This window comes from Oceanicaulis sp. LC35, assembly GCF_052055585.1.
Lineage (GTDB): Bacteria > Pseudomonadota > Alphaproteobacteria > Caulobacterales > Maricaulaceae > Oceanicaulis.
The window spans coordinates 629,811-652,812 of record NZ_CP170485.1; the positions used below are offsets into that span (position 1 = coordinate 629,811).

At 65.0% G+C, this 23,002-nt stretch carries 23 protein-coding genes; 15 read left to right on the forward strand and 8 right to left on the reverse strand.

The window, feature by feature from the left end:
• Nucleotides 1-18 precede the first annotated feature (18 nt).
• Genes ACFELO_RS03020 through ACFELO_RS03035 form a run of 4 tightly spaced genes read right to left on the reverse strand, consistent with a single transcriptional unit; the run spans nucleotide 19 to nucleotide 6,671 of the window.
• Nucleotides 19-2,064 carry a hypothetical protein gene (locus tag ACFELO_RS03020; protein WP_440959095.1) on the reverse strand — a complete coding sequence of 682 codons (2,046 nt, stop codon included), beginning with the start codon at nucleotides 2,062-2,064 and terminating at the stop codon, nucleotides 19-21.
• Nucleotides 2,064-4,781 (reverse strand): DUF4159 domain-containing protein, encoded by a 2,718-nt coding sequence (locus ACFELO_RS03025; protein ID WP_440959096.1) that lies wholly within the window; start codon nucleotides 4,779-4,781, stop codon nucleotides 2,064-2,066. The genes ACFELO_RS03020 and ACFELO_RS03025 overlap by 1 nt, the downstream gene beginning before the upstream one ends.
• Nucleotides 4,778-5,665 carry a DUF58 domain-containing protein gene (locus tag ACFELO_RS03030; RefSeq protein ID WP_440959097.1) on the reverse strand — a complete coding sequence of 296 codons (888 nt, stop codon included), beginning with the start codon at nucleotides 5,663-5,665 and terminating at the stop codon, nucleotides 4,778-4,780. The genes ACFELO_RS03025 and ACFELO_RS03030 overlap by 4 nt, the downstream gene beginning before the upstream one ends.
• A gap of 7 nt (nucleotides 5,666-5,672) precedes the next feature.
• The gene (locus tag ACFELO_RS03035) at nucleotides 5,673-6,671 is read right to left on the reverse strand and encodes an AAA family ATPase (protein ID WP_440959098.1); all 999 of its coding nucleotides are present in this window, start codon (nucleotides 6,669-6,671) and stop codon (nucleotides 5,673-5,675) included.
• Between the two features lie 66 nt (nucleotides 6,672-6,737).
• On the opposite strand from ACFELO_RS03035, the gene ACFELO_RS03040 reads away from it, so the two are divergent.
• From ACFELO_RS03040 to ACFELO_RS03060, 5 genes are read left to right on the forward strand one after another with little or no spacing between them, the layout of a single operon-like run.
• Complete coding sequence (locus ACFELO_RS03040; RefSeq protein WP_440959099.1) at nucleotides 6,738-7,322, forward strand: DUF1285 domain-containing protein; 585 nt, start codon at nucleotides 6,738-6,740, stop codon at nucleotides 7,320-7,322.
• On the forward strand, nucleotides 7,319-7,987 hold the full coding sequence (locus tag ACFELO_RS03045; RefSeq protein WP_440959100.1) for an NUDIX hydrolase: 669 nt from the start codon (nucleotides 7,319-7,321) through the stop codon (nucleotides 7,985-7,987). The genes ACFELO_RS03040 and ACFELO_RS03045 overlap by 4 nt, the downstream gene beginning before the upstream one ends.
• Nucleotides 7,984-8,265: a hypothetical protein gene (locus tag ACFELO_RS03050; protein WP_440959101.1), complete on the forward strand. Its 282-nt coding sequence runs from the start codon at nucleotides 7,984-7,986 to the stop codon at nucleotides 8,263-8,265. The genes ACFELO_RS03045 and ACFELO_RS03050 overlap by 4 nt, the downstream gene beginning before the upstream one ends.
• 11 nt (nucleotides 8,266-8,276) lie before the next feature.
• Nucleotides 8,277-9,503, forward strand: coding sequence for a CCA tRNA nucleotidyltransferase (locus tag ACFELO_RS03055; protein ID WP_440959102.1), 1,227 nt, complete (start codon nucleotides 8,277-8,279; stop codon nucleotides 9,501-9,503).
• The gene (locus tag ACFELO_RS03060; protein ID WP_440959103.1) at nucleotides 9,500-11,020 is read left to right on the forward strand and encodes a hypothetical protein; all 1,521 of its coding nucleotides are present in this window, start codon (nucleotides 9,500-9,502) and stop codon (nucleotides 11,018-11,020) included. The genes ACFELO_RS03055 and ACFELO_RS03060 overlap by 4 nt, the downstream gene beginning before the upstream one ends.
• Nucleotides 11,021-11,027: 7 nt before the next feature.
• On the opposite strand, the gene ACFELO_RS03065 is transcribed toward ACFELO_RS03060, so the two are convergent.
• Together ACFELO_RS03065 and hemF are read right to left on the reverse strand one after the other, a co-directional pair.
• Complete coding sequence (locus tag ACFELO_RS03065) at nucleotides 11,028-11,852, reverse strand: hypothetical protein (RefSeq protein WP_440959104.1); 825 nt, start codon at nucleotides 11,850-11,852, stop codon at nucleotides 11,028-11,030.
• Nucleotides 11,853-11,939: 87 nt separating this feature from the next.
• Entirely contained in the window at nucleotides 11,940-12,839 is a 900-nt protein-coding gene (hemF, locus tag ACFELO_RS03070) for an oxygen-dependent coproporphyrinogen oxidase (RefSeq protein ID WP_440959105.1), read from the reverse strand.
• A gap of 151 nt (nucleotides 12,840-12,990) precedes the next feature.
• On the opposite strand from hemF, the gene ACFELO_RS03075 reads away from it, so the two are divergent.
• From ACFELO_RS03075 to ACFELO_RS03105, 7 genes are all read left to right on the forward strand, one after another.
• The gene (locus ACFELO_RS03075) at nucleotides 12,991-14,430 is read left to right on the forward strand and encodes a sulfotransferase (protein WP_440959106.1); all 1,440 of its coding nucleotides are present in this window, start codon (nucleotides 12,991-12,993) and stop codon (nucleotides 14,428-14,430) included.
• 247 nt (nucleotides 14,431-14,677) lie between these two features.
• Nucleotides 14,678-15,295 carry a ubiquinol-cytochrome c reductase iron-sulfur subunit gene (petA, locus tag ACFELO_RS03080; protein ID WP_440959107.1) on the forward strand — a complete coding sequence of 206 codons (618 nt, stop codon included), beginning with the start codon at nucleotides 14,678-14,680 and terminating at the stop codon, nucleotides 15,293-15,295.
• Nucleotides 15,296-15,309: 14 nt separating this feature from the next.
• Entirely contained in the window at nucleotides 15,310-16,599 is a 1,290-nt protein-coding gene (locus ACFELO_RS03085; RefSeq protein ID WP_440959108.1) for a cytochrome b, read from the forward strand.
• Nucleotides 16,600-16,611: 12 nt separating this feature from the next.
• Entirely contained in the window at nucleotides 16,612-17,418 is an 807-nt protein-coding gene (locus tag ACFELO_RS03090) for a cytochrome c1 (protein ID WP_440959109.1), read from the forward strand.
• Nucleotides 17,419-17,508: 90 nt separating this feature from the next.
• Nucleotides 17,509-18,117, forward strand: a complete 609-nt coding sequence (locus ACFELO_RS03095) for a GrpB family protein (RefSeq protein WP_440959110.1) — start codon at nucleotides 17,509-17,511, stop codon at nucleotides 18,115-18,117.
• The gene (locus ACFELO_RS03100; protein WP_440959111.1) at nucleotides 18,114-18,998 is read left to right on the forward strand and encodes an S-methyl-5'-thioadenosine phosphorylase; all 885 of its coding nucleotides are present in this window, start codon (nucleotides 18,114-18,116) and stop codon (nucleotides 18,996-18,998) included. The genes ACFELO_RS03095 and ACFELO_RS03100 overlap by 4 nt, the downstream gene beginning before the upstream one ends.
• A 60-nt stretch (nucleotides 18,999-19,058) precedes the next feature.
• Entirely contained in the window at nucleotides 19,059-19,316 is a 258-nt protein-coding gene (locus tag ACFELO_RS03105; protein WP_440959112.1) for a hypothetical protein, read from the forward strand.
• Between the two features lie 50 nt (nucleotides 19,317-19,366).
• Here ACFELO_RS03105 and ACFELO_RS03110 read toward each other — a convergent pair whose 3' ends face one another.
• On the reverse strand, nucleotides 19,367-20,587 hold the full coding sequence (locus ACFELO_RS03110; protein ID WP_440959113.1) for an alpha/beta hydrolase: 1,221 nt from the start codon (nucleotides 20,585-20,587) through the stop codon (nucleotides 19,367-19,369).
• 101 nt (nucleotides 20,588-20,688) lie between these two features.
• Between ACFELO_RS03110 and ACFELO_RS03115 the strand changes: the two genes are divergently transcribed.
• The 3 genes from ACFELO_RS03115 to ACFELO_RS03125 all read left to right on the forward strand — a co-directional run bounded on the left by ACFELO_RS03115 (nucleotide 20,689) and on the right by ACFELO_RS03125 (nucleotide 22,261).
• Nucleotides 20,689-21,465 carry a hypothetical protein gene (locus ACFELO_RS03115; RefSeq protein ID WP_440959114.1) on the forward strand — a complete coding sequence of 259 codons (777 nt, stop codon included), beginning with the start codon at nucleotides 20,689-20,691 and terminating at the stop codon, nucleotides 21,463-21,465.
• Nucleotides 21,466-21,605: 140 nt separating this feature from the next.
• Nucleotides 21,606-22,025: a hypothetical protein gene (locus ACFELO_RS03120; RefSeq protein WP_440959115.1), complete on the forward strand. Its 420-nt coding sequence runs from the start codon at nucleotides 21,606-21,608 to the stop codon at nucleotides 22,023-22,025.
• A 2-nt stretch (nucleotides 22,026-22,027) separates the two neighbouring features.
• Complete coding sequence (locus ACFELO_RS03125) at nucleotides 22,028-22,261, forward strand: helix-turn-helix transcriptional regulator (RefSeq protein WP_440959116.1); 234 nt, start codon at nucleotides 22,028-22,030, stop codon at nucleotides 22,259-22,261.
• A 46-nt stretch (nucleotides 22,262-22,307) separates the two neighbouring features.
• On the opposite strand, the gene ACFELO_RS03130 is transcribed toward ACFELO_RS03125, so the two are convergent.
• A complete protein-coding gene (locus ACFELO_RS03130; RefSeq protein ID WP_440959117.1) occupies nucleotides 22,308-22,934 on the reverse strand; it encodes a S24 family peptidase in 627 nt (208 codons plus the stop codon).
• Nucleotides 22,935-23,002 lie beyond the last annotated feature (68 nt).

Sequence of the window (23,002 nt, forward strand, 5' to 3'; positions counted from 1 at the left end):
CAGGTCAGGGGCGGGGGGCTACGCGCCTTCCCGCCGCCAGGCCAGAGCCAGCAGGCCCAATGCCAGAAGCGCGATCAGCAGGCCGGGGGCCAGCGGGACGGATTGGGCGTCGGTGACCAGATAGGCGTTGTTGCGCTTGAGCCCCGCCCAGTTCATGCCTGACTGGCGGGCGCGTGCATTGGTGCGCCGCAGATCAGGCAGCTCGACCGCATCCCCCAGCGTGAAGATGCCGCCATCACTGGACTCCACCAGCGCGGCGAACCCTTCGGGGTTCGGGCGCAGATCGCGGTATTCCAGCGGGTTGAGGGGGCCGGACGCTGTCACGGTCGTCAGATCGCCTGAGCGCAGGCGGACAAGGCCCTGCTCGCGCGCGGTCATCCGCTCTGTGTAGACCCCCAGCCCGGTCTCATCCATTTCAACACTGTCCTGTGCGCCAGACAGCCATTCGATCTCAAGCTCGGGCACGTCGTCAGACAGGGTGTTGCGGGTGACTTCCAGCTCGCCATTGACGACGCGGGCGCTCAGCCGCTCTTCATCAAGCTCGGGCTCGCCCATCAGCCAGTGCGCCACCCGGCGGAAGAGTTCATCATGGGGGCCGCCGCCCTCATAGCCGCGCGCCCATAGCCAGGCCTGATCGGACAACAGGATCGCCGCGCGCCCCTGTCCTTCATGGGACAGGGTCAATAGCGGATCGCCATTGGGGGCTTCCAGAACGGTTTCGCCCGAGAGCGGCCGCGCGCCAATGCGGCGGAACCAGGGGCCCCATTCGCTTTCGCCGGACAACATGGGACGGGTGACGGGATGGCGTTCGCCGATCTCGCTGATCTGCGGGATGAAGCTTTCCTCGCTGATCTGGCCGGTGGGCGCGGCGGGTAGCACGCTCGCCAGCGGGGAGCGCGCCACGCTTTCAGGCCCGGCGAAGGGCGGGCCGGTGGTGACCAGAAGCGCGCCGCCGTTTTCGACATAATTGGCGATGTTGTCGAAATAGAGCGGGCGCAGGATGCCGCGACGGCGATAGCGGTCAAAGATGACGAGATCAAACTCATCAAGGCTCAGCTGAAACAGCTCGAAGACCGGAAAGGCGATCAGCGCCAGCTCGTTGGCGGGGACGCTGTCATCCTTGTCCAGCGGGCGCAGAATGGTGAAGTGCACCAGATCAACGCTGGGGTCGGATTTGAGAAGATTGCGCCAGGCGCGCGCGCCGTTATGGGGCTCGCCGGTGACCAGCAGCACACGCAGTCGATCCCGCACCCCGGTGACATTGACCGCGGCGCGGTTGTTGATGAGGGACAATTCGCCCTGACCCGGCTCCACCTCGATCTCGACCACATTCGGACCGCGATTGGCGATCTCGGCCTGAACCGTGACGTCCTGCCCAATCTGGACGCGAGCGCTGATCGGGTCGCCGCCATCCACATAGAGATTGACCATGGCGGTGCCGGTGGCCGCGCCCTCATCCTCGACCCGCAAGGTGAAGCTGACCGGGTCGCCCACAAGGCCATAGCGCGGCGCCTGTGAGACAATGAGGCGACGGTCGCGCGCAGTCGGGTCGCCGGTGAGGAAGTGATGGACCGGCGCTTCAAGGCCCAGAGCATCCGCATCAGGCGGGGCGTCATGGACCTGACCGTCAGAGGCGATGATCACCCCGGCCAGACGATTGCGGGGGGCTTGGGACAGGCCCTGCTGCAGGGCGCGGTTCAGCCGCGTGCCGTCTTCAGAGGTCCCGCCGCTGATCTCCACAAGGTCCAGCAGCGGATCGCTTTGCGCCAGCGCGCGCAGGGCCTCTGCGGTTTGCTCCGCTGCGCTGGCGCGCGTGCCGATCTGCATGGAAGCGCTGTCATCAGTGATCAGCACCGCCACATCGCTCAAGGGCTCGCGGGTTTCCTGCACCAGCGCCGGGTTCAGCAAAGCGCCGGTCAGCACCAGTCCGGTCAAAGCGCGCCAGAGCCAGCCCTTGAGGCCACGCGCCAGCGCAAAGAGCGCAACACCAAGCGCCAGTGCGCCCAGCCCATAGGCGAGCACGGGCGGCACAAGCGGGGAGAAGGAGAGCGTTACGGCGTCCATCAATCCTGTCCCAGTCGCTGCAGAATGGCGGGCACGTGGACCTGGTCGGCCTTGTAGTTGCCGGTCAGGGAATACATGGCGAGATTGACCCCGAAACGGATGGCCAGCTCGCGCTGGCGCGGTCCGCCCTCAACCGGGGCGAGGGGGCGGCCCTGCTCGTCAATGGCCCAGGCCGCGGCCCAGTCGGCGGATCCGATCACAACGGAAGACGCGCCGTCCCGGCCCGAGCTTTCAGGGTTGGCCTCAACCCAGATCGCCGTGTCGGGATAGCGGCCGGGAAACTCGCTCAACAGATAGAAGGTCCGGCCCAGAACATGGTCGTCGGGCATTTGCTGCAGCGGCGGGACTTCCACTGAATCCAGCACCCGCACCAGACCGGGATGGGGTGCGAGACCCCGGCCCGAGGCGCGACCGTCTCGGGTGTCAAAGACGATCAGCCCGCCGGCATTCATATAGGCGGTGACGCGCGCGGCGGCTTCGGGCGACAGCGCGGGGGCGTCCTCGGTCAGCGGCCAATAGATCATCGGATAGAACAGGATTTCGTCGGTTTCGATATCCACGCCCACGGGAGCAACCGGCTCAACCGCGCTGCGGCGCGTACTTTCGCGCGACAGGCCCGCAAGGCCCGCGCGGCTGATATCGTCAATGCGCGCATCGCCGGTCAGCACATAGGCGAGGCGCACTTCCAGCGCCTGTTGTTCAATGTCCTGAACGCTTTGCGCCTGAGCGTCAGACGGCAGAGCGCCGAGGCCCAGCACGGCGGCAAGCGCCAGCGCGCCGAAATTGCGGGTTGCGAAGGGCAGGCGACCTGACAGGAACAGGGTGATCAGGCCATCCAGGCACAGAAGGATCAGGGCGAGGCTCAAAAGCGGACCGGCCAGACGGGTCTCGATCCCGCCCGCGCCGGTGCGATAGGTGGCGCCGGGCAGGTCGCGCGCGATCAGCGCCAGACGGTCGCCGGGCTGCATCACATTGAGCGCCGCGCTGGCCGCGCCGAGCGTCCAGATGCCCGGCGGGGTGGTCGCGCTGGCGCGTGCGGTGGTGAAGGCGTCCGCCGCAATCATCTCGGCCTGGGTGGAGGGTTCGGTCAGCAGGCCATCGGCGTTGAGCTGACGTTCCAGCCCCCAGGCGCCGCCCTGGGGCGGGGCGGGATCGGCGCCGCCGCTCAGCGACAGGACGCGTTCGAGCATGGCCGGATAGAGCCCTGACAGCGGCAAGGAGGACCAGTCCGGTCCGGCGGTGACATGGAACAGCACCACCCAGCCCTGACCATAGCGATCAGCGGTGACAAGCGGCGTGCCGTCTTCAAGACGGGCCCAGACCTTGGCGTCAAGATCGGGACCGGGCTCGGCCAGCACCTGACGGGTGATCTGCGCTTCGGTGGGAACCGGAAGCCCGGAGAACGGGCTTTCATCGGGGAAGGGCGCAAGCCCTTGCGGGGCTTCCCACGCCATCGCGCCGCCAAACAGCCGCCCGCCTTCCCGCAAGCGGACGGGCAAGAGCGGATCGGCGCGGGTGGCGAGGTTGGGGCCAGAGAAGCGAATGAGAAGCCCGCCCTCGTTGACGAATTCGGTCAGGCGGTCATCCTCGATCCGGGCATTGTCGACCATGACCAGCGCAGAGGGCTCGCTTTGCAGCAAGGTCTCAAGATCGCCGCTCACCAGCTCCGCCGAGCCGGCCAGCGCTTCGCTGGCATAGTGGTAGTCGGACAGCAGCGGCTGGCGGTCGCCGCCCGCATCAGGACGCAGCAGACCCACGCGCGGACGCCGCCAGCGGTCGCCGGTGATATGGGTCGCGCCCGCCGAAGCGAAGCGGTCCAACGTGATGCGGGCGATCTGGTTGCGCAGATCAAGCGGCAGGCTGGCTTCAAGGTCCAGACGCTGCTCGCCCGCTTCGAAAGCCCCGTCCAGACGCGCCAACGCCTGACCGTCTGCGCCCAGAGCAGTCAGGGCGACGGGGCGCTCGACCTCGCTGTCGGCGCGGACAAGACGCACGGTAAAGCCATCGGGCTCCACGCCCACACGGTTCAGGCCGATGGCGGTCTGATCGGGTTCGGGCAGGACGACGCTCAGGGAACCGTGAGCGTTGAGCAGCCGGGCGAGGGCGCGGTCGCCCGCGTCTTCAGACACGCCATCACTGATCCAGACCGTGTCAAAGCGCTCGGGCGCGCCTTGCTGGCCAAGGATCGTTTCAAGGCGTTCAGCAGTGATGGCGCGGGCGGGCGGCCAGGCGCGCAGCTCATGGGCGTTCAGACGCGAGAGCGCGTTGCTGGCGGGGCCGAACTGCAGATCGGTCTGGCTGGCGGGCGCGCCGGTGAAGACCAGCAGCACGTCCCGGCCTTCGCTGCGCGCAGCGATGAGCTGGCTGCGGGCCTGGGCCTGCATGTCCGGCCAGCCCGGCGCCGAGCGCCAACCGTCGTCAACGAGCAGCAGGAGCGGGCGGTCCGAATTGATCTCGGTTTCGGGGCTGAGGATCGGACGCGCCAGCGCCAGCACGATCAGCCCCGCCATCACCAGGCGCAGCAGCAAGAGCCACCAGGGCGTTGATTGCGGGGTTTCGGGCGTCCGCGCGAGGTTCTGCAGCAAGCGCAGCGGCGCAAAGATCACCCGCGAGGGCGCAGGCGGCGTCGCGCGCAGCAGGAACCACAACAGCGGCAACACCAGCAAGGCGGCCAGCGCCCAGGGCGCGGCGAAGGCAAGCGGTCCCAATGCGATCATGAATGCGGCTCTGACAGGGTCTGATAGAGCGCCATGACGGCGCTTGCGGCGGGACGATCGGTGCGATGGGTGATCAGGCGCCAGCCATATTGGCGTGACAGGTCCGCCAGTTCTGCGCCGTGACGGGCCCAGGCCTCGCGATAGGCGGTGCGGGCGTCTTCGGCGCGGCCAAACAGCAGACTGTCGCCGCTGGTCGCGGCTTCAAAGCGGGTGCGGCCCTTGAAGGGGAAATCCTCTTCGGCCGGATCGACAATGCGCAACAGCGCGCCGCCTGCGCCCTGAGCAGCGAAGCGATTGAGACGGGCGCGCCAGGTTTCGACCGGATCGAGGAAATCACTGGCGATCACAAGGCGCGCATGACGGGGCAGGTCGGCGGCTTCAACATGCTCGACCGGGCCTTCGCCCAGCGCCAGTGCGCGGCTGACGGTTTCCAGCCCCTGCCGGCCCGAGCGGGCGCGTCCGGTTTCGCCCCGCACGGACAGGCGCTCGCCACCGCGGTTGAGCAGGCTCGCAATCGCCATCAGGCAGACCGAGGCGCGTTCCTTCTTGATAGGCAGGCCGCGCGAATGAAGCTGCATGCCCGCGGACCCGTCGCGCCAGAAATAGACGGCGTTCGCCGCCTCCCATTCCACTTCGCGGATATAGAGATGATCGCCCTGGGCCGAGCGGCGCCAGTCGACAAAGCGCGCGCCATCCTCGGGCCGGTGGTGGCGATACTGCCAGAAGGTTTCGCCCTGACCCGCGCGGCGACGGCCATGCACGCCATGAGAGACGCTGGCGGCAATACGCTCGGCTTCCGCCAGCAGCGCCGGAAAACGCGCCGCCGCTTCCTCCGCATCATGGCGCAGGCGGGTCATATAGGTCGGGGCGGAAGCCTGGCTCATCAGTACTCTAGGCGGCGGCGTGGGCGAGGCGGTCGATCAGGGCGTCCAGCTGTAAGCCCTCGGCGCGGGCGGCGAAGCTGAGCGCCATGCGGTGCTTGAGCACGGGTCCGGCCAGCGCCAGCACGTCTTCGGTGGACGGGGCGAGGCGGCCTTGCAGCAAGGCGCGGGCGCGGACGGCCAGCATCAGCGCCTGACCGGCGCGGGGACCAGGGCCCCAGCTGACGCCTTCGCGCACATCCGCATCGGTGGAGCGGTCCGGGCGGCATTGCTCCAGAAGCGACAGGATCGCATCGAGCACCTGTTCGCCGACCGGCATGGCGCGGACGAGTTGCTGCAGGTCGAGGATTTCCTGTGCGCTGAGAACGGGTTCAGCCACGGCGTCTTCAGAGCCGGTGGTCGCCAGGAGGATGGCGCGTTCCTGATCCTTGTCGGGATAGGGCACGTCGATCTGCATCAGGAAGCGGTCAAGCTGGGCTTCGGGCAGCGGATAGGTGCCTTCCTGCTCGATCGGGTTCTGGGTCGCCAGCACGTGGAAAGGCTGGGGCAGGTCATGGCGTTCGCCCGCCACGGTGACAAAGCCTTCCTGCATGGCTTGCAGGAGCGCGGCCTGGGTGCGGGGGCTGGCGCGGTTGATCTCGTCCGCCATCAGGAGGCGACAGAAGACCGGGCCGGGGATGAAGCGGAAATGGCGTTTGCCCTCGGCATCCTGATCGAGCACTTCAGAGCCCAGAATGTCCGCTGGCATCAGGTCGGGGGTGAACTGCACCCGCTTGTCCTCAAGCCCTGTCACCACCGCCAGCGCATGCACCAGGCGGGTTTTCGCCACCCCCGGAGGGCCGACCAGCAAGCCATGCCCGCCTGACAGGATCACTGCGAGCGACTGTTCGACCACATCATCAAGCCCGATGATGGAGCGGGCGATGGACTGGCGAACTTCCACGAGACGCCCGGTTGCAGCGTCTGCGCGCGCTGAAAGCGCCTGTACGTCTTCCTTCGAGGTGGGCATCGGCTTACATCCTTGAACGAGGCAGTTTTCTGATCTCAAACATGGCCGCAGCCAGAGGAGGTGTCCATGGGCGCACCGAAGTCTGAACAAGATGCAATGCAGTCGCTGCTCTCGGCGGCGCAGGCGATCGACACCGCAGACGGCTATCCCCCGGTAGACAAATGGGAGCCTGATTTCTGCGGTGAGATGGATCTGGTCATCCGTCGCGATGGCAGCTGGTGGCATGAGGGCGCGCGGATCGGGCGCGAAAAACTGATCCGCCTGTTCGCCCGCATTCTGAGAAAAGACGAGAACGGCAAGACCTATCTCGTCACGCCGGTGGAGAAGATCGAGATCAAGGTCGAGGCCGCGCCCTTCCTGGCCGTGCGGGTGGATCGCACCGGCGAGGGCAAGGATCAGAATCTGGGTTTCCTGACCAATCTTGATGACGCGGTGATCGCCGGGCCTGAACACCCGATCCGGGTGGAGACGGGCGAGGATGGCGAACCGGACCCTTATGTGCATGTGCGCGGACGGCTGGAAGCGCTGATCACGCGCGCTGCCTTCTATGATCTCGTGGAGTTCGCCGAACGCGGCGAGGACGAGACTGGCGAGCCTTGCATGGGCGTCTGGAGCCGCGGCGTGTTCTTTCCGCTGGGCCCTGTCGCATGAGCGAGGACGTCGAGGCGATTCTCGCGCGGTTGCGGACGGTTCTGGACCCTGTTGAGGGCTCGATCCCGGACAAGCCGTCGCGCGGGGATGGCGATCTCAATGACATGCCGACCCCGTCCGGCCGCAAGCTCAAGCCTGCCGCCGTGCTGGCGCTGCTGGTCAAGCGCGAGAGCGGTCTGACCGTGCTGTTCACCCGGCGGGCGGACCATTTGCAGGCCCATGCCGGTCAGGTGAGCTTTCCCGGCGGTCGCCAGATGGCGGGGCGCGAAACGCTGGCCGAGTGCGCCCTGCGCGAGACAGAGGAAGAGGTGGGCCTGACACCCGACCAGATCACGCTTCTGGGCCGCTGGGAGACCTATGAGACGGGCACCGGCTATGCTGTGACCCCCTTTGCGGGCGTGATCGAGCCGGGCTTTGATCTGTCGCCTGATCCGGGTGAAGTGGCGGAAGTGTTCGAGACCCCGTTTGGTTTCCTGATGGACCCGGACAATCACAAGCTCGAGGAGCGCGAATTCGCCGGGATGTTGCGGCGGTTCTACGCCATGCCCCATAAAGGCCGGTATATCTGGGGGGCGACGGCGGGCATGCTGCGCGCCCTGTCGATCCGCTATGCACAGGGGCGACCCATGCAATCAGTCCGGTCCGTAAGGGAGAGCCGCTCATGATCCGCATCTTTCTGCTGATGCTCGTCGCCTTCACACTGCCCTATCTCGTGGCGCGCATCCTTCTGGCGGCTGGCGTGCTCAAACACTCGATCACAACCAGCCTCGGCATTCTTATGGGGCTGGGCGCTGCACTGGTGATGCTGGTGGTGCTCGTCCTGATCGAGACTGATCCCGGCTCCCGCGACGGCGCCTATCAACCGCCCCGGCTTGAGGATGGCGAGATCCGCCCCGGCCAGTTCGAGGAGCGCGATCCGCCGTCTCCCGAAGACCCGATCTAGCGAGCCTGATCATGCGGCTGGACCCTTCCGAGCACGCCTTTCTGAGCGCGCCTGACACGGTTGCGGTCATGGACGCCCTCAGCCCCGGCGAGAGTGATCGGGCGCGTATTGTGGGCGGTGCGGTGCGCAATGCGCTTCAGGGCGTGCGGGTTGAGGATGTGGACATCGCCACCCAGCTGACGCCCCGGGAAATCCTGGATGCGCTCAAGGCGGCGGGCATCAAGGCGATCCCGACCGGGCTCGATCACGGCACCATCACTGCGGTGGTGAAGGGCAAGCCGTTCGAGATCACAACCCTGCGCAAGGATGTCTCCACCGACGGACGTCGCGCCGTCGTCGCCTTCACCACGGACTGGACGATCGACGCCAGCCGTCGCGATTTTCGCCTCAACGCGATCTATGTGCGCCGCGATGGCAGCCTGTTTGATCCTTATGACGGGATTGCGGACGCGCTGGCGCGCCGGGTGGTGTTTATTGGCGACGCCGATCAGAGGCTGGCCGAAGACGTGTTGCGCATCCTGCGCTTTTACCGCTTCAACGCCTGGTATGGCTCGGAACTGGATGCGGACGGCCACGCCGCCTGCATGCGTGCGGCGCCCTTGCTGAGGGCGCTGGCGCGCGAGCGGGTCTGGAAGGAGATCAAGAAGCTTCTGGCCGCGCCAAACCCCGGACCTGTGGTCAAAGCGATGCAGGAAGGCCACGTTTTTGATCCAGTTTGGCCGGAACGGCTCGACTTAAACTTTCTCTTAAGCATAATTAACAGCGACAGAGGGAAAGGGCGCGCGCCTGACACGCTCATCAGAGCGGCGGCGTTGTGCGGGGGAGATGTCACCACAGTGCGGAAACTGGCGAGCCAGATGAAAGCGTCAAACGCGGAGACCGATCGCCTTGTGGCGATGTGCGCGCCCGTGTCTGGCGCTGCCGATTCGGTGCGGCCGGGCCTGGATGCGCCGGCGCGGCGCCGGGCCTTGTATGCGCTGGGCGCACAGACGTTTTCCGATTGCATGCGGCTCGCCGAAGCGCGAGGCGAGGGCGATGCTGACGCCGACCTTGAAGCGGCGAGCGACTGGTCCAGGCCGGCTCCGCCCGTGACGGGGCGCGATCTTCTCGCTCTGGGGTTCGAGCCCGGTCCGCAGCTGGGCGCGGTCATGAAGACGCTGGAAGCGCGCTGGATCGACAGTGATTTCACGCTGGATCAGACGGCGTTGCTCGCGCTTGCCCGGGAGGCTCGGGGGTGAGCCTGTCCGAGCTCTTCTCCCTGCGCTATCGCGCACGGGTGGGCAGCGGCGAGCTGTTCGCGGCGGACCTTCATCTGCATGACCGTCGTGCGCTTGAGGAGAAGGCCAAGGCGCTCAACTTCACGGAAGCCGAGACGACGAACGCCTTTGTCGATGCCGAGATCGCTCTGCGCATCCAGCTCGCCAAGACCATCAGCGCGGCCAATGAGAAGCGCAAGATCAAGGACTTGCCGCGACGGGCGCGCCAGACCATGGCTGACGCCTATCTGCAGGCGAACCGGGCGCACTGGTCGGCGGTCGCCGAAGCGCCGGGCTTTGAGAATCTGTTCCAGACCGAAGGCGAGATTTCCAATCGTGATCCGCTGAACGGAGAGAAATGGGGCATCACCGCCAACCTCCTCGTCTTTGACTTCGTGGAGGCGTTCTTTGATCTCTTGCCCGGCGAGGAGCAGCTGGAATTCAGCCGCGACCTCAATCAGCGCCTGCAGCGCGGGGAATCGCGCTGGTATTTCCAGCTCGGGCGCTGGCGGCGGGATGACTGGCCGCGTGAGCGCGACAGCCAGTTCGATCAGATCCTGTATTCGCTCAAGAGCCAGGCCGATCAGGCGCTGACCGCGCAGGACAACAAGATTCGCAATGGCGAAGGGGTTGAAGCGGGCGAAACGCTTGATCCCCAGAAGGTCTCGCAATCGCTGTCCGAAGCCGCGCGCAGCCTGTGGGAGGCGGATCGGCTGCTCGATTCAGACCTTCTGTCCAAGAAGGTGCGGCACGGGGCGGCGGTGCGCGCGGCGCGTCATGCGCTCGATGAATGCCTGACCCATTTCAAGGGCAAGCTCGAAGGCCCGTTCGTGAAGGCCAAGCCGCCCAAGGATCGCAAACCCGCGCGCGGTCTGCCGCGTCTGGGCGCGCCCGCGACGGACAAGTCGGCGCTCAAGGGCGTGTCGAACGGCCTCGCAGCTGCGATCCGGATCGAGATGATCGGCAAATGGCTCGCCCATGGCGGGCCGGAAAACCTCAAGGACCAGCGGGTCAGCGCGCTTGATCGCGCCAGCCTGGCCGAAATGCTGCTGCGTCTGGTCCTGTTCGGCCTGCCTGAAACCGACAGCCCTGATGATATCGAGGAAGCCGAAGCGGAGGAAATCCGCAGCTATTCCAGGATTACGGGGGTGCGCAAGGCGCCCAACAAGGGCGGCAAGCTGCTCAACCATGGCGAAGGCAGTCTGATGCTGAACATGGATGATGAGGCCAGCGCGCGCCTTGCCGTCGATGTGCTGGCCCGGTTGTGCCAGTTCGCCACGGGTTCGGCGGGTGCGTCTTCGGACATGGCCGAGCTGCGCGCGACCCAGCCGCTGCATCGTGATTTTGACGCTGTGGGCGATTTCCCGCGTCGGGCCGAGCCGGCCTTCTGGCAACTGGCGACGAACTGGATCCTGATGGGAGGCGCCGGGGCCGCGCTGATCGGTCTGGGCTTTGTGCTGGGCCTGCTGGCCGCCGGGTGGACGCCGGGCGTCCTCTGATCAACGCCTATTCGTCCGTGCCGCTTTCGCTCACAGGGGCGATCGCACTCTGGTTCTCGGACAGGGCTTCAAGGCGGGCATAGGCGGCTTCATCGCCGCGACGGGCGCGCTCGACCAGGTCCTGGACTGCTATATAGCGGTTTTCGAGCTCGCGGCCCTCACGCTGGCGCGCTTCAGAGCCGACCTGGGTTTCAAGACGGGCGCGGAACTCATCCACCACATCCTGACTGTTGCGCTGGGCGATGCCGCCTTCACCGTCCGACAGGGCGTTGAGCAAGGCGTCGAACGGGCTCTGGGACAGGCTCAGATCGGGCGCCTCGACGCCGGCATTCACCGATTCCTGCTCGACAATGGCGGCCATGGTCTCGCGCGTGCCGCGATAGCGCTCGGAGTTCTGCTCTTCCTCGGACAGGGAATCAAAGAACTCGATATAGGCGCGCGCCCGGGTCAGCACGTCGCCGGTATGCTCGGGCGAGGTGAAGGCTTCGCGCTCACGCGCCAGCATCTTCATGCGGGTCTCGCGCGCCGTGTCGGCGTCCAGATCGGGCTTTTCCAGCACCGAGGCGTAATTGTCCTGATAGGCGCGGGCGCCAGCGAGCGCGTTACGGAAGATCGCATCGCCCCGCTCCGCCATCAGGGCGTCCACACGCGCTGAAGAGCCATTGAGCACGGCGCGCGCAGCGGCGGACAGGCTGACGGTGTCACTGGCGCTTTTGGAGGCGGGGTTCTGGTTTGACGCGCCCGAACGCGCTTTCGCCGTTTCGCCTTGCGTGGCGGCGTTCGCGCCATTGGGGCCCAGATACGGACCCTGGGTTCCAACCGTGTTGACCATGTCTCGCTCCCTGGAGGCGGCAAGCCGATTCCATCAAGCGATGCGGTGAGTCTGCTAACCGGTCGTTAACGCAGATTAAGACTTCGCTTACGGCCAGCGCGCATGGGGCGGCATGGAGGACAGGATCGAGTTGATATTGCCGCCGGTCTCAAGGCCGAACTTGGTGCCGCGATCGTAGAGCAGGTTGAACTCGGCATAGCGGCCCCGGCGCACCAGTTGCTCCTCGCGGTCATCCTCGGTCCAGCTCTGGCCCATGCGTGTCTTCACGATCTCGGGATAGGCGCTCAGGAAGGCCTCGCCCACATCGCGGGTGAAGGCGAAGTCCGCATCATGATCGCCCGTGTCGAGATGATCATAGAAAATCCCGCCCGTGCCGCGCGGCTCGGCGCGATGCTTGAGCCAGAAATACTCGTCACACCAGTCGGTGAAGCGCGTGTAATAGCCCGGATCATGGGCGTCGCAGGCGGATTTCGCGGCGTTGTGGAAGCGGACTGAATCCTCGAACGCCTTGTCGCGTTGATAGTCCTGGGTCGGGTTCAGATCCATGCCGCCGCCGAACCAGCTCAGCGTGGTGGTGATGAAGCGGGTGTTCATGTGAACCGCCGGCACATGGGGATTGCGCATATGCGCGATCAGCGAGATGCCGGTGGCGTAAAAGCGCGGATCGGTTTCCGCGCCCCGCACGCGAGCCGCGAATTCTGGGCTGAACTCGCCAAAGACGGTGGAGACATGCACGCCCACCTTCTCGAACAGGCGGCCATGCATCATGCCCATTACGCCGCCGCCCAGCTCGTCCTGGCCGTCGCCGCGTTTCCAGGGCGTCAGCTCGAACCGCCCGGCGTCCCCGGGGTAGAGCGCAGGATCCGCCGCGTCCTCAAGCGCTTCGAAGGCGGTGCAAATCCGGTCTCGCAAGGCTTCAAACCAGGCTTTGGCGTCATTGCGACGCGCAGCCAGAACATCGGTGCTGGGTTTGTGGTTCGCGGACATGCTCGCTCCTCAAGGTCTCGGGCCGTGCGAAAAGATACATACGACCCGGCGCTGGCAAGCCAAAACGGCGCCTGAAGCGCTGGCGCAGGCGCAAGCCGGGCTTTAGGCTCCGCCTCCAGAGATCCGGCCTGTATATGGAATTCCGAGCACCATGATTGATCCGTTGTCCGACCTGCATGAAGCGCGTCGCCGTGAAGACCTGCTGGGCGTGTCCAATGAATTGCGTCGCCTGATTGCGGCAGACGCCCAGCTGGGCAGCCAGTGGGGGGATGTCGCCGGGATCGCGATGCAGGTGGGCGATGAGATCGCATGCCTGAAGGCCGCCGAACTCCTGACGCGCGCCTCGCCCAATTATCCCCAGTCCTGGCTCTGGCTGGTCACGGCTCTGACCGGGCTCGGCCGGCATCAGCAGGCGCTGGAAGTCATCGAACGCCTGATCGCGCAGCAACCCAATGATCCCGCGCTCCAGCGCCGGGCCGGGCGGGCGCTGCTGGAGCTGGGTCGCACCAATCTGGCCGAATTGAGCTTCCGTCGGGCCATCAGTCTGGATCGTTTTGACGTTCTGGCCTGGGAAGGGTTGGCGGAGTGCATCACGTTTGAATCCGGATCGGCGGAGCTGGCGGCGCTCGAGGAAATGCGCCTGCAGAACACCGCCAACATGTCCTCCACCGAGCGCGGCGCGCTCGCCTACACCCTGGCCAAGGCCTATCGCGATGTGGGCGAGACGGCTGTGGCGGCCATGCGCGTGGCGGAGGGGGCTGCTTTCTGTCGGGATGACACGGCCTTTGACACTGATCTTCACGAGACATCGGTCAAGGCGATCATCGCCAGCTATGAGCCGCAATTTGTCGACAAGCACGAGGATGCCGGCGTCATCGATGGTCGTCCGGTGCTGGTGATCGCGCCGCCCTGCGCCGGGGCTGACTGGCTGAGCGAGGTGCTGGCGGCGGATGATGAGGCGGGCGCCCTACAGCGCGGCAATGGCCTGTTCTGGCTCAATGCGACCCCGCTCGGCGATCAGACGCTGTCAGAGATTTCCGAAGCCATCGAGGCCGGCTGGGGGCGCAATGTGCTCGGAGATGTGGGCAAGCGCTATCTCAGCCAGGCCGAGGAAGCGCTTGGGCATGCCGCCAAGCGAATCATTGACCCGACCTCGTTGTCCGAGATGGCCGCCGGCGCTTATGGCGTCTGCCTGCCCGCCGCCCGGATCATCCGGATCGTTCGCGATCCGCGTGATCTGGCCTGGTCGATCTACAAGACCCGCTTCCGCAAGGCACGTCACTGGACCTATCACCCTGATGACATCGCTCGCGTCCTGGCGTGCCATAATCAGCTGTGCGCGCACTGGGAAACGATTTTCCCGGGCCGCGTCCTGACCGTGCGGTATGAGGACTTCCTGTCTGATCCGCAGGCGGTGGCGCGTCAGGCCGCGCAGTTCATCGGGGTCGACGCCGATGCAGCCGCGGCGGAAGCCTGGTTGCGGTCCGAAACCCTGAAAACGGACGCCATCGGCGTTCACAAGGAAGCGGGCGAGCGCTTTGAACCGCTTGAAGCGGCGCTGGCGCGCGCGGGTCTGATCGAGGTCGGATAAACTGATTTTTCAGGGGATAACCGCAATTCGCGGCGAAAACCGGGCGATTTTACGGGATAATCTGGTTGAAAAATAAGGGGGGTCGCATTAATCCGCCCCTCTATCCGCGTTGTATGCTTACCGGGGCTGCGTCAGCACGTCGCACCGACAAGCCGCAGCGTTAGGCTAAGTCTGAGATCGCGCGCTAGCGTGCGTAGGGTCTGCCAGGCCCTGCGGGGCGGGCAGTTCGAATTCAAGAGGTCGGCACGTGACGGACGTGAACAGCAATCCTGAGACCGGTGGCGATGAGCCGTCGCGTCGGGACTTTCTCTACATCGCATCGGTCGGAGCGGTAGGCGTCGGCGGCGCTCTCACCCTGTGGCCGTTCATTGATCAAATGAACCCGGCTGCGGACACGCTCGCGTTGTCCACCACCGAGGTGAACATCAGCACCATCGAGGAAGGCGCCGAAATCACGGTGATGTTCCGCGAGCGTCCGCACTTTGTGCGCCGCCGGACCGCGCAGGAGATTTCCGAAGCGGCCGAGGTGGAAGTCTCGCGTCTGCCGGACCAGCTGGCCCGCAACGCCAACCTCGAAGACAGCGCTCCGGCGACCGACGAGAACCGCTCGACCCTGTCCGCAGGCGTTGATGACGGCGTCGAAGTGGATCAGGCGCTGCGCGCCGCCATGCTCGTGACCAGCGCGAACTGTACGCACCTGGGCTGCGTGCCGACCTTCGCGGCCGGTGACTATGAGGGCTGGTTCTGCCCGTGCCACGGTTCGCACTATGACACTGCCGGCCGTATCCGCCGTGGCCCGGCTCCGGAAAACCTGCCGATTCCGCCGATGACCTTCATCTCGGCGACGACGCTGCGTCTGGGCTAGGGGGAGAGCAAGTTATGAGCGGACCGAGCACTTACGAACCGAAGACCGGCATCGAGCGCTGGCTTGACCAGCGCCTGCCGATCGTGCGCCTGGGCTGGGACTCCTTTGTGGATTTCCCGACCCCGCGCAACCTGAACTACTGGTGGACCTTTGGCGGCATTCTGACCGTCTGCCTGATGGTCCAGATCCTGTCGGGCATCGTGCTGGCCATGCACTATGTGCCGCACATTGATTACGCCTTCGCCTCTGTTGAGCGCATCGACCGTGATGTGAACTTCGGCTGGCTGCTGCGGAACATTCACGCCAACGGCGCATCCATGTTCTTCCTGGCGGTCTATCTGCACATCCTGCGCGGCCTGTACTACGGCTCCTACAAGGCTCCGCGTGAGCTGCTGTGGATCCTGGGCGTGGTGATCTACCTCCTGATGATGGCCGCCGCCTTCCTGGGCTATGTGCTGCCGTGGGGCCAGATGTCCTATTGGGGCGCAATGGTGATCACCAACCTGTTCGGCGCGCTGCCGCTGATCGGCACGCCGATCACCGAATGGCTGTGGGGCGGCTTCTCCGTGGGCAACGCCACGCTGAACCGCTTCTTCTCGCTGCACTATCTGATCCCGTTCCTGATCGCAGGCATTGTGGGTCTGCACGTGTGGGCGCTGCACGTTCCGGGCAACAACAACCCGACGGGCCTGAGCATCAAGACCAAGGCGGACACGCTGCCCTTCCACCCGTACTACACGGTGAAAGACGGCTTCGCGATCATCGTCTATCTGATCATCTTCGCCTTCTTCGTGTTCTACTGGCCGGACGCTCTGGGCCATGCGGACAACTATATCGAGGCGAACCCGCTGGCGACGCCGTCCCATATCGTGCCCGAATGGTACCTGCTGCCGTTCTACGCCATCCTGCGGGCTGTGCCTGACAAGCTGGGCGGCGTGCTGATGATGTTCGGCGCCATTGCGGTGCTGTTCGTTCTGCCGTGGCTGGATACTTCCAAGGTGCGCTCCATGCGTTACCGTCCGCTGGCGCGCTGGTTCTTCGTGTTCTTCGTGATCGGCGCTCTGGGCCTGGGCTGGGTCGGCGCCGAACTGCCGGACAACAAGGTTCCGGTGCTGGGCGCGATCGGCCTGAACTTCCTGTGGCTGGGCCGTATCCTGACCCTGTACTACTTCGCTTATTTCCTGGTGATCCTGCCCCTTCTGGGCTTCATCGAGAAACCGAGCCAGCGTCCGGCCTCCATCGAGGAATCGGTTCTTGGCAAGGGCAAATCTGACGCGTCGACTTCCGTCGCGCCGGCCGAATAAGGAGAGCGCTAGATGAAAACGATCCAACGTCTCCTGGCTGCGGCTGTCGGCGCTGTCATGCTGTCGACCCCGGCGGCTCTGGCCGCTGGCGAACAGCACCATCCCGAAGAGCATGACTGGTCCTGGGAAGGTCCTTTCGGCACCTATGACAAGGGTGAGCTGCAACGCGGTTTCCTGGTGTATCAACAGGTCTGTTCGGCCTGTCACTCCATGAACCAGCTTCACATCCGCAATCTGGGTGAAGAGGGCGGTCCGTTCTTCTCCGAAGAATTCCCGAACCCGAACGACAACCCGATCGTGCGCGCCATCGCGGCGGAGTACATTGTCGAGGATGGCCCCGATGAGCTGGGCGACATGTTCGAGCGTCCCGGTCGTCCGTCTGACCGCTTCCCGAACCCGTTCGCCAATCCGCAGCAGGCCGCGGCGTCCAATGGCGGCGCGATCCCGCCGGATTTCTCGGTGATCATCAAAGCCCGTCACAGCGGTCCGGAATACATCCGCTCGCTGCTTCTGGGCTATGATCATGAAGCGCCGCACGACGTGAACGTCGCTCCGGGTCAGTACTACAACCCGTACTTCCCGGGCGGTCTGCTGGCCATGCCGCCGCAGCTGCAGGACGGTCTGGTCGAGTATGCTGACGGCACCGAAGCGACGACCGAGCAAATGGCTCATGACGTGGTGACCTTCCTGACCTGGGCGTCAGAGCCGCACATGAATGTGCGCAAGAAGATGGGCCTGATGGTCATGATCTACCTGCTGGTTCTGGCGGGCCTTCTGTATGCCGCCTACCGTCAGGTCTGGTCGAACGTGAAGCACTAGGCTTCCCGTTCAGACGACAAGAACAGCGGGCCGTCCGAAGTTTCGGGCGGCCCGTTTCTTATGAAGGCCACGGGTGGTAAAGGACCGAGGATGAGCCGCGATCCCATTCATGTCTCCACGCCGGATCCCGCCTGGGCGGAGGAAGGCCTCGCCTGGGCTGATGCGGTCTGCCGCGCGCTCGGCTCGAATGCGCTGCGCGTTGACCATGTGGGCTCGACCGCCGTGCCCGGCCTCGCCGCCAAGGATGTCATCGACATTCAGGCGCTGGTCGTGGATCTCGATGATCCTGATCTGATCACCGCCATGAAGGCCGCAGGGTTCGTGCACCGCGCCGAGAATCTGGGCGATGAGCCGCATCCTGACACGACGCCCGTGCTGGGGCCGGATGACTGGCGCAAGCTCTACTTCCGCGAAGGCAAGGGGGAGCGCCGCCTGCATATCCATGTGCGCCGCAACGGGGCAGCAGGAGCGCGCAACACGCTTCTGATGCGCGACTTCCTGCGCGATGATGACAGTGCGCGCCGTGACTATGGCGACTTCAAAATGGCGTTAGCGGACAAGACACGCAGCGACCGTTCGGCCTATCAGGCGATCAAGCGGCCCTTCATTTCCACCGTCCTGCGGTCGGCGGAGAGCTGGGCTGAAATCCATCGCTGGGCGCCGGGCGTGCCCGATTCATACTGGAGAACCGAAGAATGAGCTGGAAACTCGGGATCATCGGCGGATCGGGTCTGTACGGACTGGATGGGCTTGAGGATGTACGCAAGGAGACGGTGGACACCCCGTGGGGCAAACCCTCCAGCGATCTCGTCCATGCCCGTCTTGAAGGCGTGGAGCTCGTGTTCCTGGCCCGCCATGACGAGGGCCACCGCATTCCGCCGAGCGACATCAATTATCGCGCCAATATCGACGCGCTCAAGCGCGCGGACGTGACCGATGTGCTGTCGCTGTCGGCAGTGGGCTCGCTCAAGGAAGAGCTGGCGCCGGGCGCGTTCGTGGTGGTCGACCAGTTCATCGATCGCAGCTTCGCCCGCACCAAGAGCTTCTTCTCCGAAGGCTGCGTCGCCCATGTGGCGATGGCCGATCCTGTGTGCTCGCGCCTGTCAGCCATGGCGGCGGATGCGGCCGAGGCGGCTGGCGTTGAGACCGTGCAGCGTGGCGGGACTTATCTCGTCATGGAAGGACCTCAGTTTTCCACCCGCGCAGAGAGCCAGCTCTATCGCCAATGGGGCTGCAGCGTGATCGGCATGACCAACATGCCCGAAGCCAAGCTCGCCCGTGAAGCCGAGCTGCCCTATGCCAGCGTCTCCATGGTTACCGATTACGATTGCTGGCGGACCGAGGACGCCGATGTCGACATTTCCGACATCCTCAAGACCATGCACGCCAACACCGCTCACGCCCATGCGCTGGTGCGTCATCTGGTGAAGACGATGGCCGCCAGCCCTCGCACTGACAGCCCGCAGGGCATCGAAAAGGCGCTCGAGTTTGCGATCATCACGGCGCCGGAAAAACGTGATCCGGAGCTTCTGGCCAAGCTTGATGCCGTGGCGGGGCGCGTTCTGGGGAAATCGTCTTAGGGTTTCCCTTTTCAGGGGAATTGGCTAGGCTCTTCTCATTCAAAAATGGAGGAGAGCGTTATGCGTGCCCTGAAACTGATCGCCGGACTGGCGGCTGGAGTGAGCGTGCTTGCGTCATCGCAAGCGTTTAGCGCCAGCCTGACGATGAGCGCCACCCACTACTATGTTGATTTCTATATGGGTAATGTTCAGGTGGGCCATGGCGAGGTCCATTGTGCGGACCAGCCGTTCGAATACATCCTGATCTGGGGCACCAATCAGGGCGAGCGCGTGGTGTCCGGCCGCGAGAACTGCCCCAGCCTGCCTTTCCCGTTCTGAGTGATGGTGGGGCTGAAACGCCCCACCTTACACAGATGAGCGCCAGACGCTCAGGACGCGTCCTGAGGGAAGGCTTCGGCCAGCCAGGCGGCCAGCGCCACGTCGCGCACATCGCGGGTGTGTCCGGTGCTGAACACGGTGAGGCGGGTGTCATAGCCCGCCTCGCTCAGTAACCCATGGGTCAGCTCCGTCGAGAGCTTGAAGCCGGGCTCATATCGTCCTGCGGCAAAGCGGAAGCGGGCATGGGGCAGGTCAAAGGCCTCGACGCTGCGTAACCGGCCATAACCGGACGAATAGGCCATCACCCAGCCAAACACATCGCCGCGCAAATAGCCCGCATGACGGGCGAAGCTGGCCCCGTTTGAAAAGCCCAGCACCGCGCGTTGCGTCCGGTCCGTGCTGGCCCCGAACTGCGCACTGGCCCAGTCGGTCAGCGTGTCGGTGAAGAAGGCCAGATGCTGCTCGGCGCGGTTCTCGTCCTGATACCAGCCGATCAGATAGTCGGCTGCGCGCAGATCGGTGGGAAAATCCGAGCGGTCCTCGACCACGCCCGCTGGACCTGACAGAGCCCCCACAAGGATTAGCGGCGCCAGCTCACCGGCCTTGATCGCGGCCTCGATCTGATGGGCGAAGTGCTCGGTTTCCGCCCCGTCGGTCATGAACACAACCGGATAGGGACCTGACGCCGTATCATGGTCGGGCGGCAGGTAGACATGGACCCGGCGGGTCTCGCCATGTACGGGGCTGTAGACTTCGTGGTGTTCAATATGCCCGTCCAGCATCTCGACGCGCGCCGCGATCGCCGGGGCGTTCGGGCCGCGCCAGTCCAGGCTGGGAGCAGTCTCGTCATCGAGATCGGCGGAGAGGATGAGGTGCACCATGGCTTCCTCCATCCGCTCAAGCCGCAGCCTCGCTGCGAAGCGACCCGCCCCGACCGGGGTCAGCGGCATGTTCAGCGTGCCGGAGACCGAGAGCGTCTCTTCGGTCTCGCTGCGCGCCAGCACCGTCAGGGCGCCAGTTTGCAGATCCGGCGCAAGGGCGAAGGCCTCGCCCGCAAGCGCTTCGTCGACTTCAGCGACCGTCAGGTCATCAATCGGCGTCTGACACGCCAGCAAGGCTGTCGCTTTCTGTTGCGCCTGCAGGCTGCCGGGCGTGGGCGTGTATGCCTCGACTTCAGTGCACACAGGATAGGCGCGCCAGTCAAAGGGTGGCGGAACATCGGCCTGGGCCAGGCTGAGCGCCGCCCAGAGTGCGCTTGTGACGGTGAGCATGATTGAGGCCTCCTCAAGGTTATGGTCTTGTTGGACGCACCAGGCGTCGGCCCGACCCATAAATGAGCCGGACGCCCAAGCCCCCATGAGGATTTTTCACAATGATGCGAGCGCTTTGCCTGTCGGCCCTTCTTCTTTCCGTTTCTTCTGCGGCCTTCGCCGAGGCGCCTGCGCCGGCAGTGGAGGCGTTTGAAACCGGGCAGTGGGGCGCCGCGGAAAGCGCGGCGTCCAGTGCGGCGACGGATGTGGATGCGCTGATCCTCGCCTCTGAAGCGGCACTGATGCCGATCACGCTTGATCAGGCCGAGGGGCTGTCGCGTCGTGACCGTCGTGAGGCGGCGTTGCGGGCGCAGGAATATGCCGAAGCCGCTCTGGCGCTGGAGCCGGACAATGCCGAGGCGCATCTGCGGCTGGCCGCCGGGCTGGGCTATCAGTCGCGCTATGTGAACAAGATCCGCGCCGTGATGATGGGCCTGCCGCAGCAAGGGCGCGACCACATGATCGAGGCAATGCGCCTTGACCCCTCCGAACCCTGGGCGCCCGCCATGCTGGGCGCCTGGCATCTTGAAGTCGTGCGTCGGGCGGGCGAGGGCATGTTTGACGCCAATGAGGCCGAAGGCCTGTCCCTGATGCGTCAGGCGGTGGAGATGGACGGCGCGCCCGCGGCCATTCCCTATCGCTTCGCCATGGCGCTGGTCGCGGCCGACCCGGCTGTGCATGGCGAGGAGGCGGGCCTGATGCTCAACCGGGCCATGGAGACCGCAGAGGCGGACGCTGTGGGACAGGCGATATCCGGGCTGGCGGCGCACCTCCTGGAGCTTGTGCAGACCAATCCTGCAGCCGCGCAGGAAGAAGCGATCCGTTTGCTCGAGGAATAAAATCAACGACTTGCTCTGGGGTGGGCAGGCTTTCTGTCAAAAATATCGGCCATGAAGTCGAAAATATTTGACATGGGGTCTGCCCTCTTTTACATCTCTGCATGTCAAAGAAATTCGACATGAGATCAAAGGAGTTTGACATGTCGTTCCAAGAAAAAAGCAATCTGGTCATGACGGTCATCACAGCCCTGGTGTACGGGGCGTACTTTGCGGTGGTCATGCCGCCGGCCCTGTCGGACGGGCCATCTATGGACCTTGTCGGGCCGTATCTGTTCGCCGCCGTGGTCTTTCTGGTCGTTGGCGGCGTCGTGGGGCACATCCTTGTCGCCATGGCGGCCCCGAAGGACGCCGATGATGCGGATGAACGCGACAAGCTGATCGAGATGCGTGCGGATGCGCGCTCCGGGTATGTGCTGGGCGCAGCGGCAGTGCTTGCACTGGGTCTGGCCCTGATGGAAGTGGAGCTGTTCTGGATCGTGCACATGATCCTGGGCGGTCTGGTGGCGTCCGAGCTGGTCAAGGGCGTGTTGCGCGCAATCGACTACCGGGTGGGGCTGTAGGCATGGCGAAATCCACCCAGATCCGGAATCGCATCCGTGAATTGCGCTTTCATGCCGGCGAGATGACCCAGGCCGAGCTTGCCAAACGCATTGGCGTCACCCGGCAAACCATTCTCGCCATCGAACAGGGCAAGTACTCCCCCTCCCTGGAAGTGGCGTTCCTGATCGCGGAGGTCTTCAAGACGCCTCTGACCGAAGTGTTCGAATACGCGCCCGACGGTCCCCCTAAGACCTGACGGCGTTCAGCGCCCTCGCATGGACAGGCATGCGGGGGCGTTGGCCTTACTGACTGGCCCAGACGATGCGCGCCATCCAGACAATATCGCGAGTGGGAACCGAGCGGTTGTCATAGGCGGGGTTCAGCGAGATCAGCTCCACACTGTCCGCGGTGACGCGTCCCAGCTCCTTGGCCATCACTTCGCCCGCACGGGTCTTGACCACCACGCGGTCGCCGCGCCGCGGCGGCGCGTCCGGGCTGACGACAATGCGGTCGCCATGGCGGTATACGGGCGCCATGGATTCCCCTGAAATCTCGAGCGCATAGGCGCCTTCGCCCTCATCGCCGGGAAAGCGGATATCCTCCCAGCCCGAGCCGGTGGGAAAACCCGCATCATCGAAATACCCATGATCGCCTGCCTGCGCGAAGCCCAGCAGCGGCACCGAGCGACCCGCCGTGCGCCCCATGGCGAGCGCCGCAAAGTCATCAAAGCTGACCCGTGTCGCTTCAAGCGCCTTGGCGAGGCTTTCGGTGGAGGGCCAGCGCGGCTTGGCGCCGTCCGCGCTGGTGCGCTTGGACGGGTTGAAGGTGGTGGGGTCGAGCCCGGCGCGGCGCGCCAGTCCCGAAGGGGTCAGGCCAGCGCGATGGGCCAGGCGGTCAATTCCGGTCCAGATCTGGGTGTGGGTCAGCATCGGCATCCCGTATAACGCGACTCATATTACCCCTATAGCAGGAAAAAAATCCTTTTGGAATGCAGGGG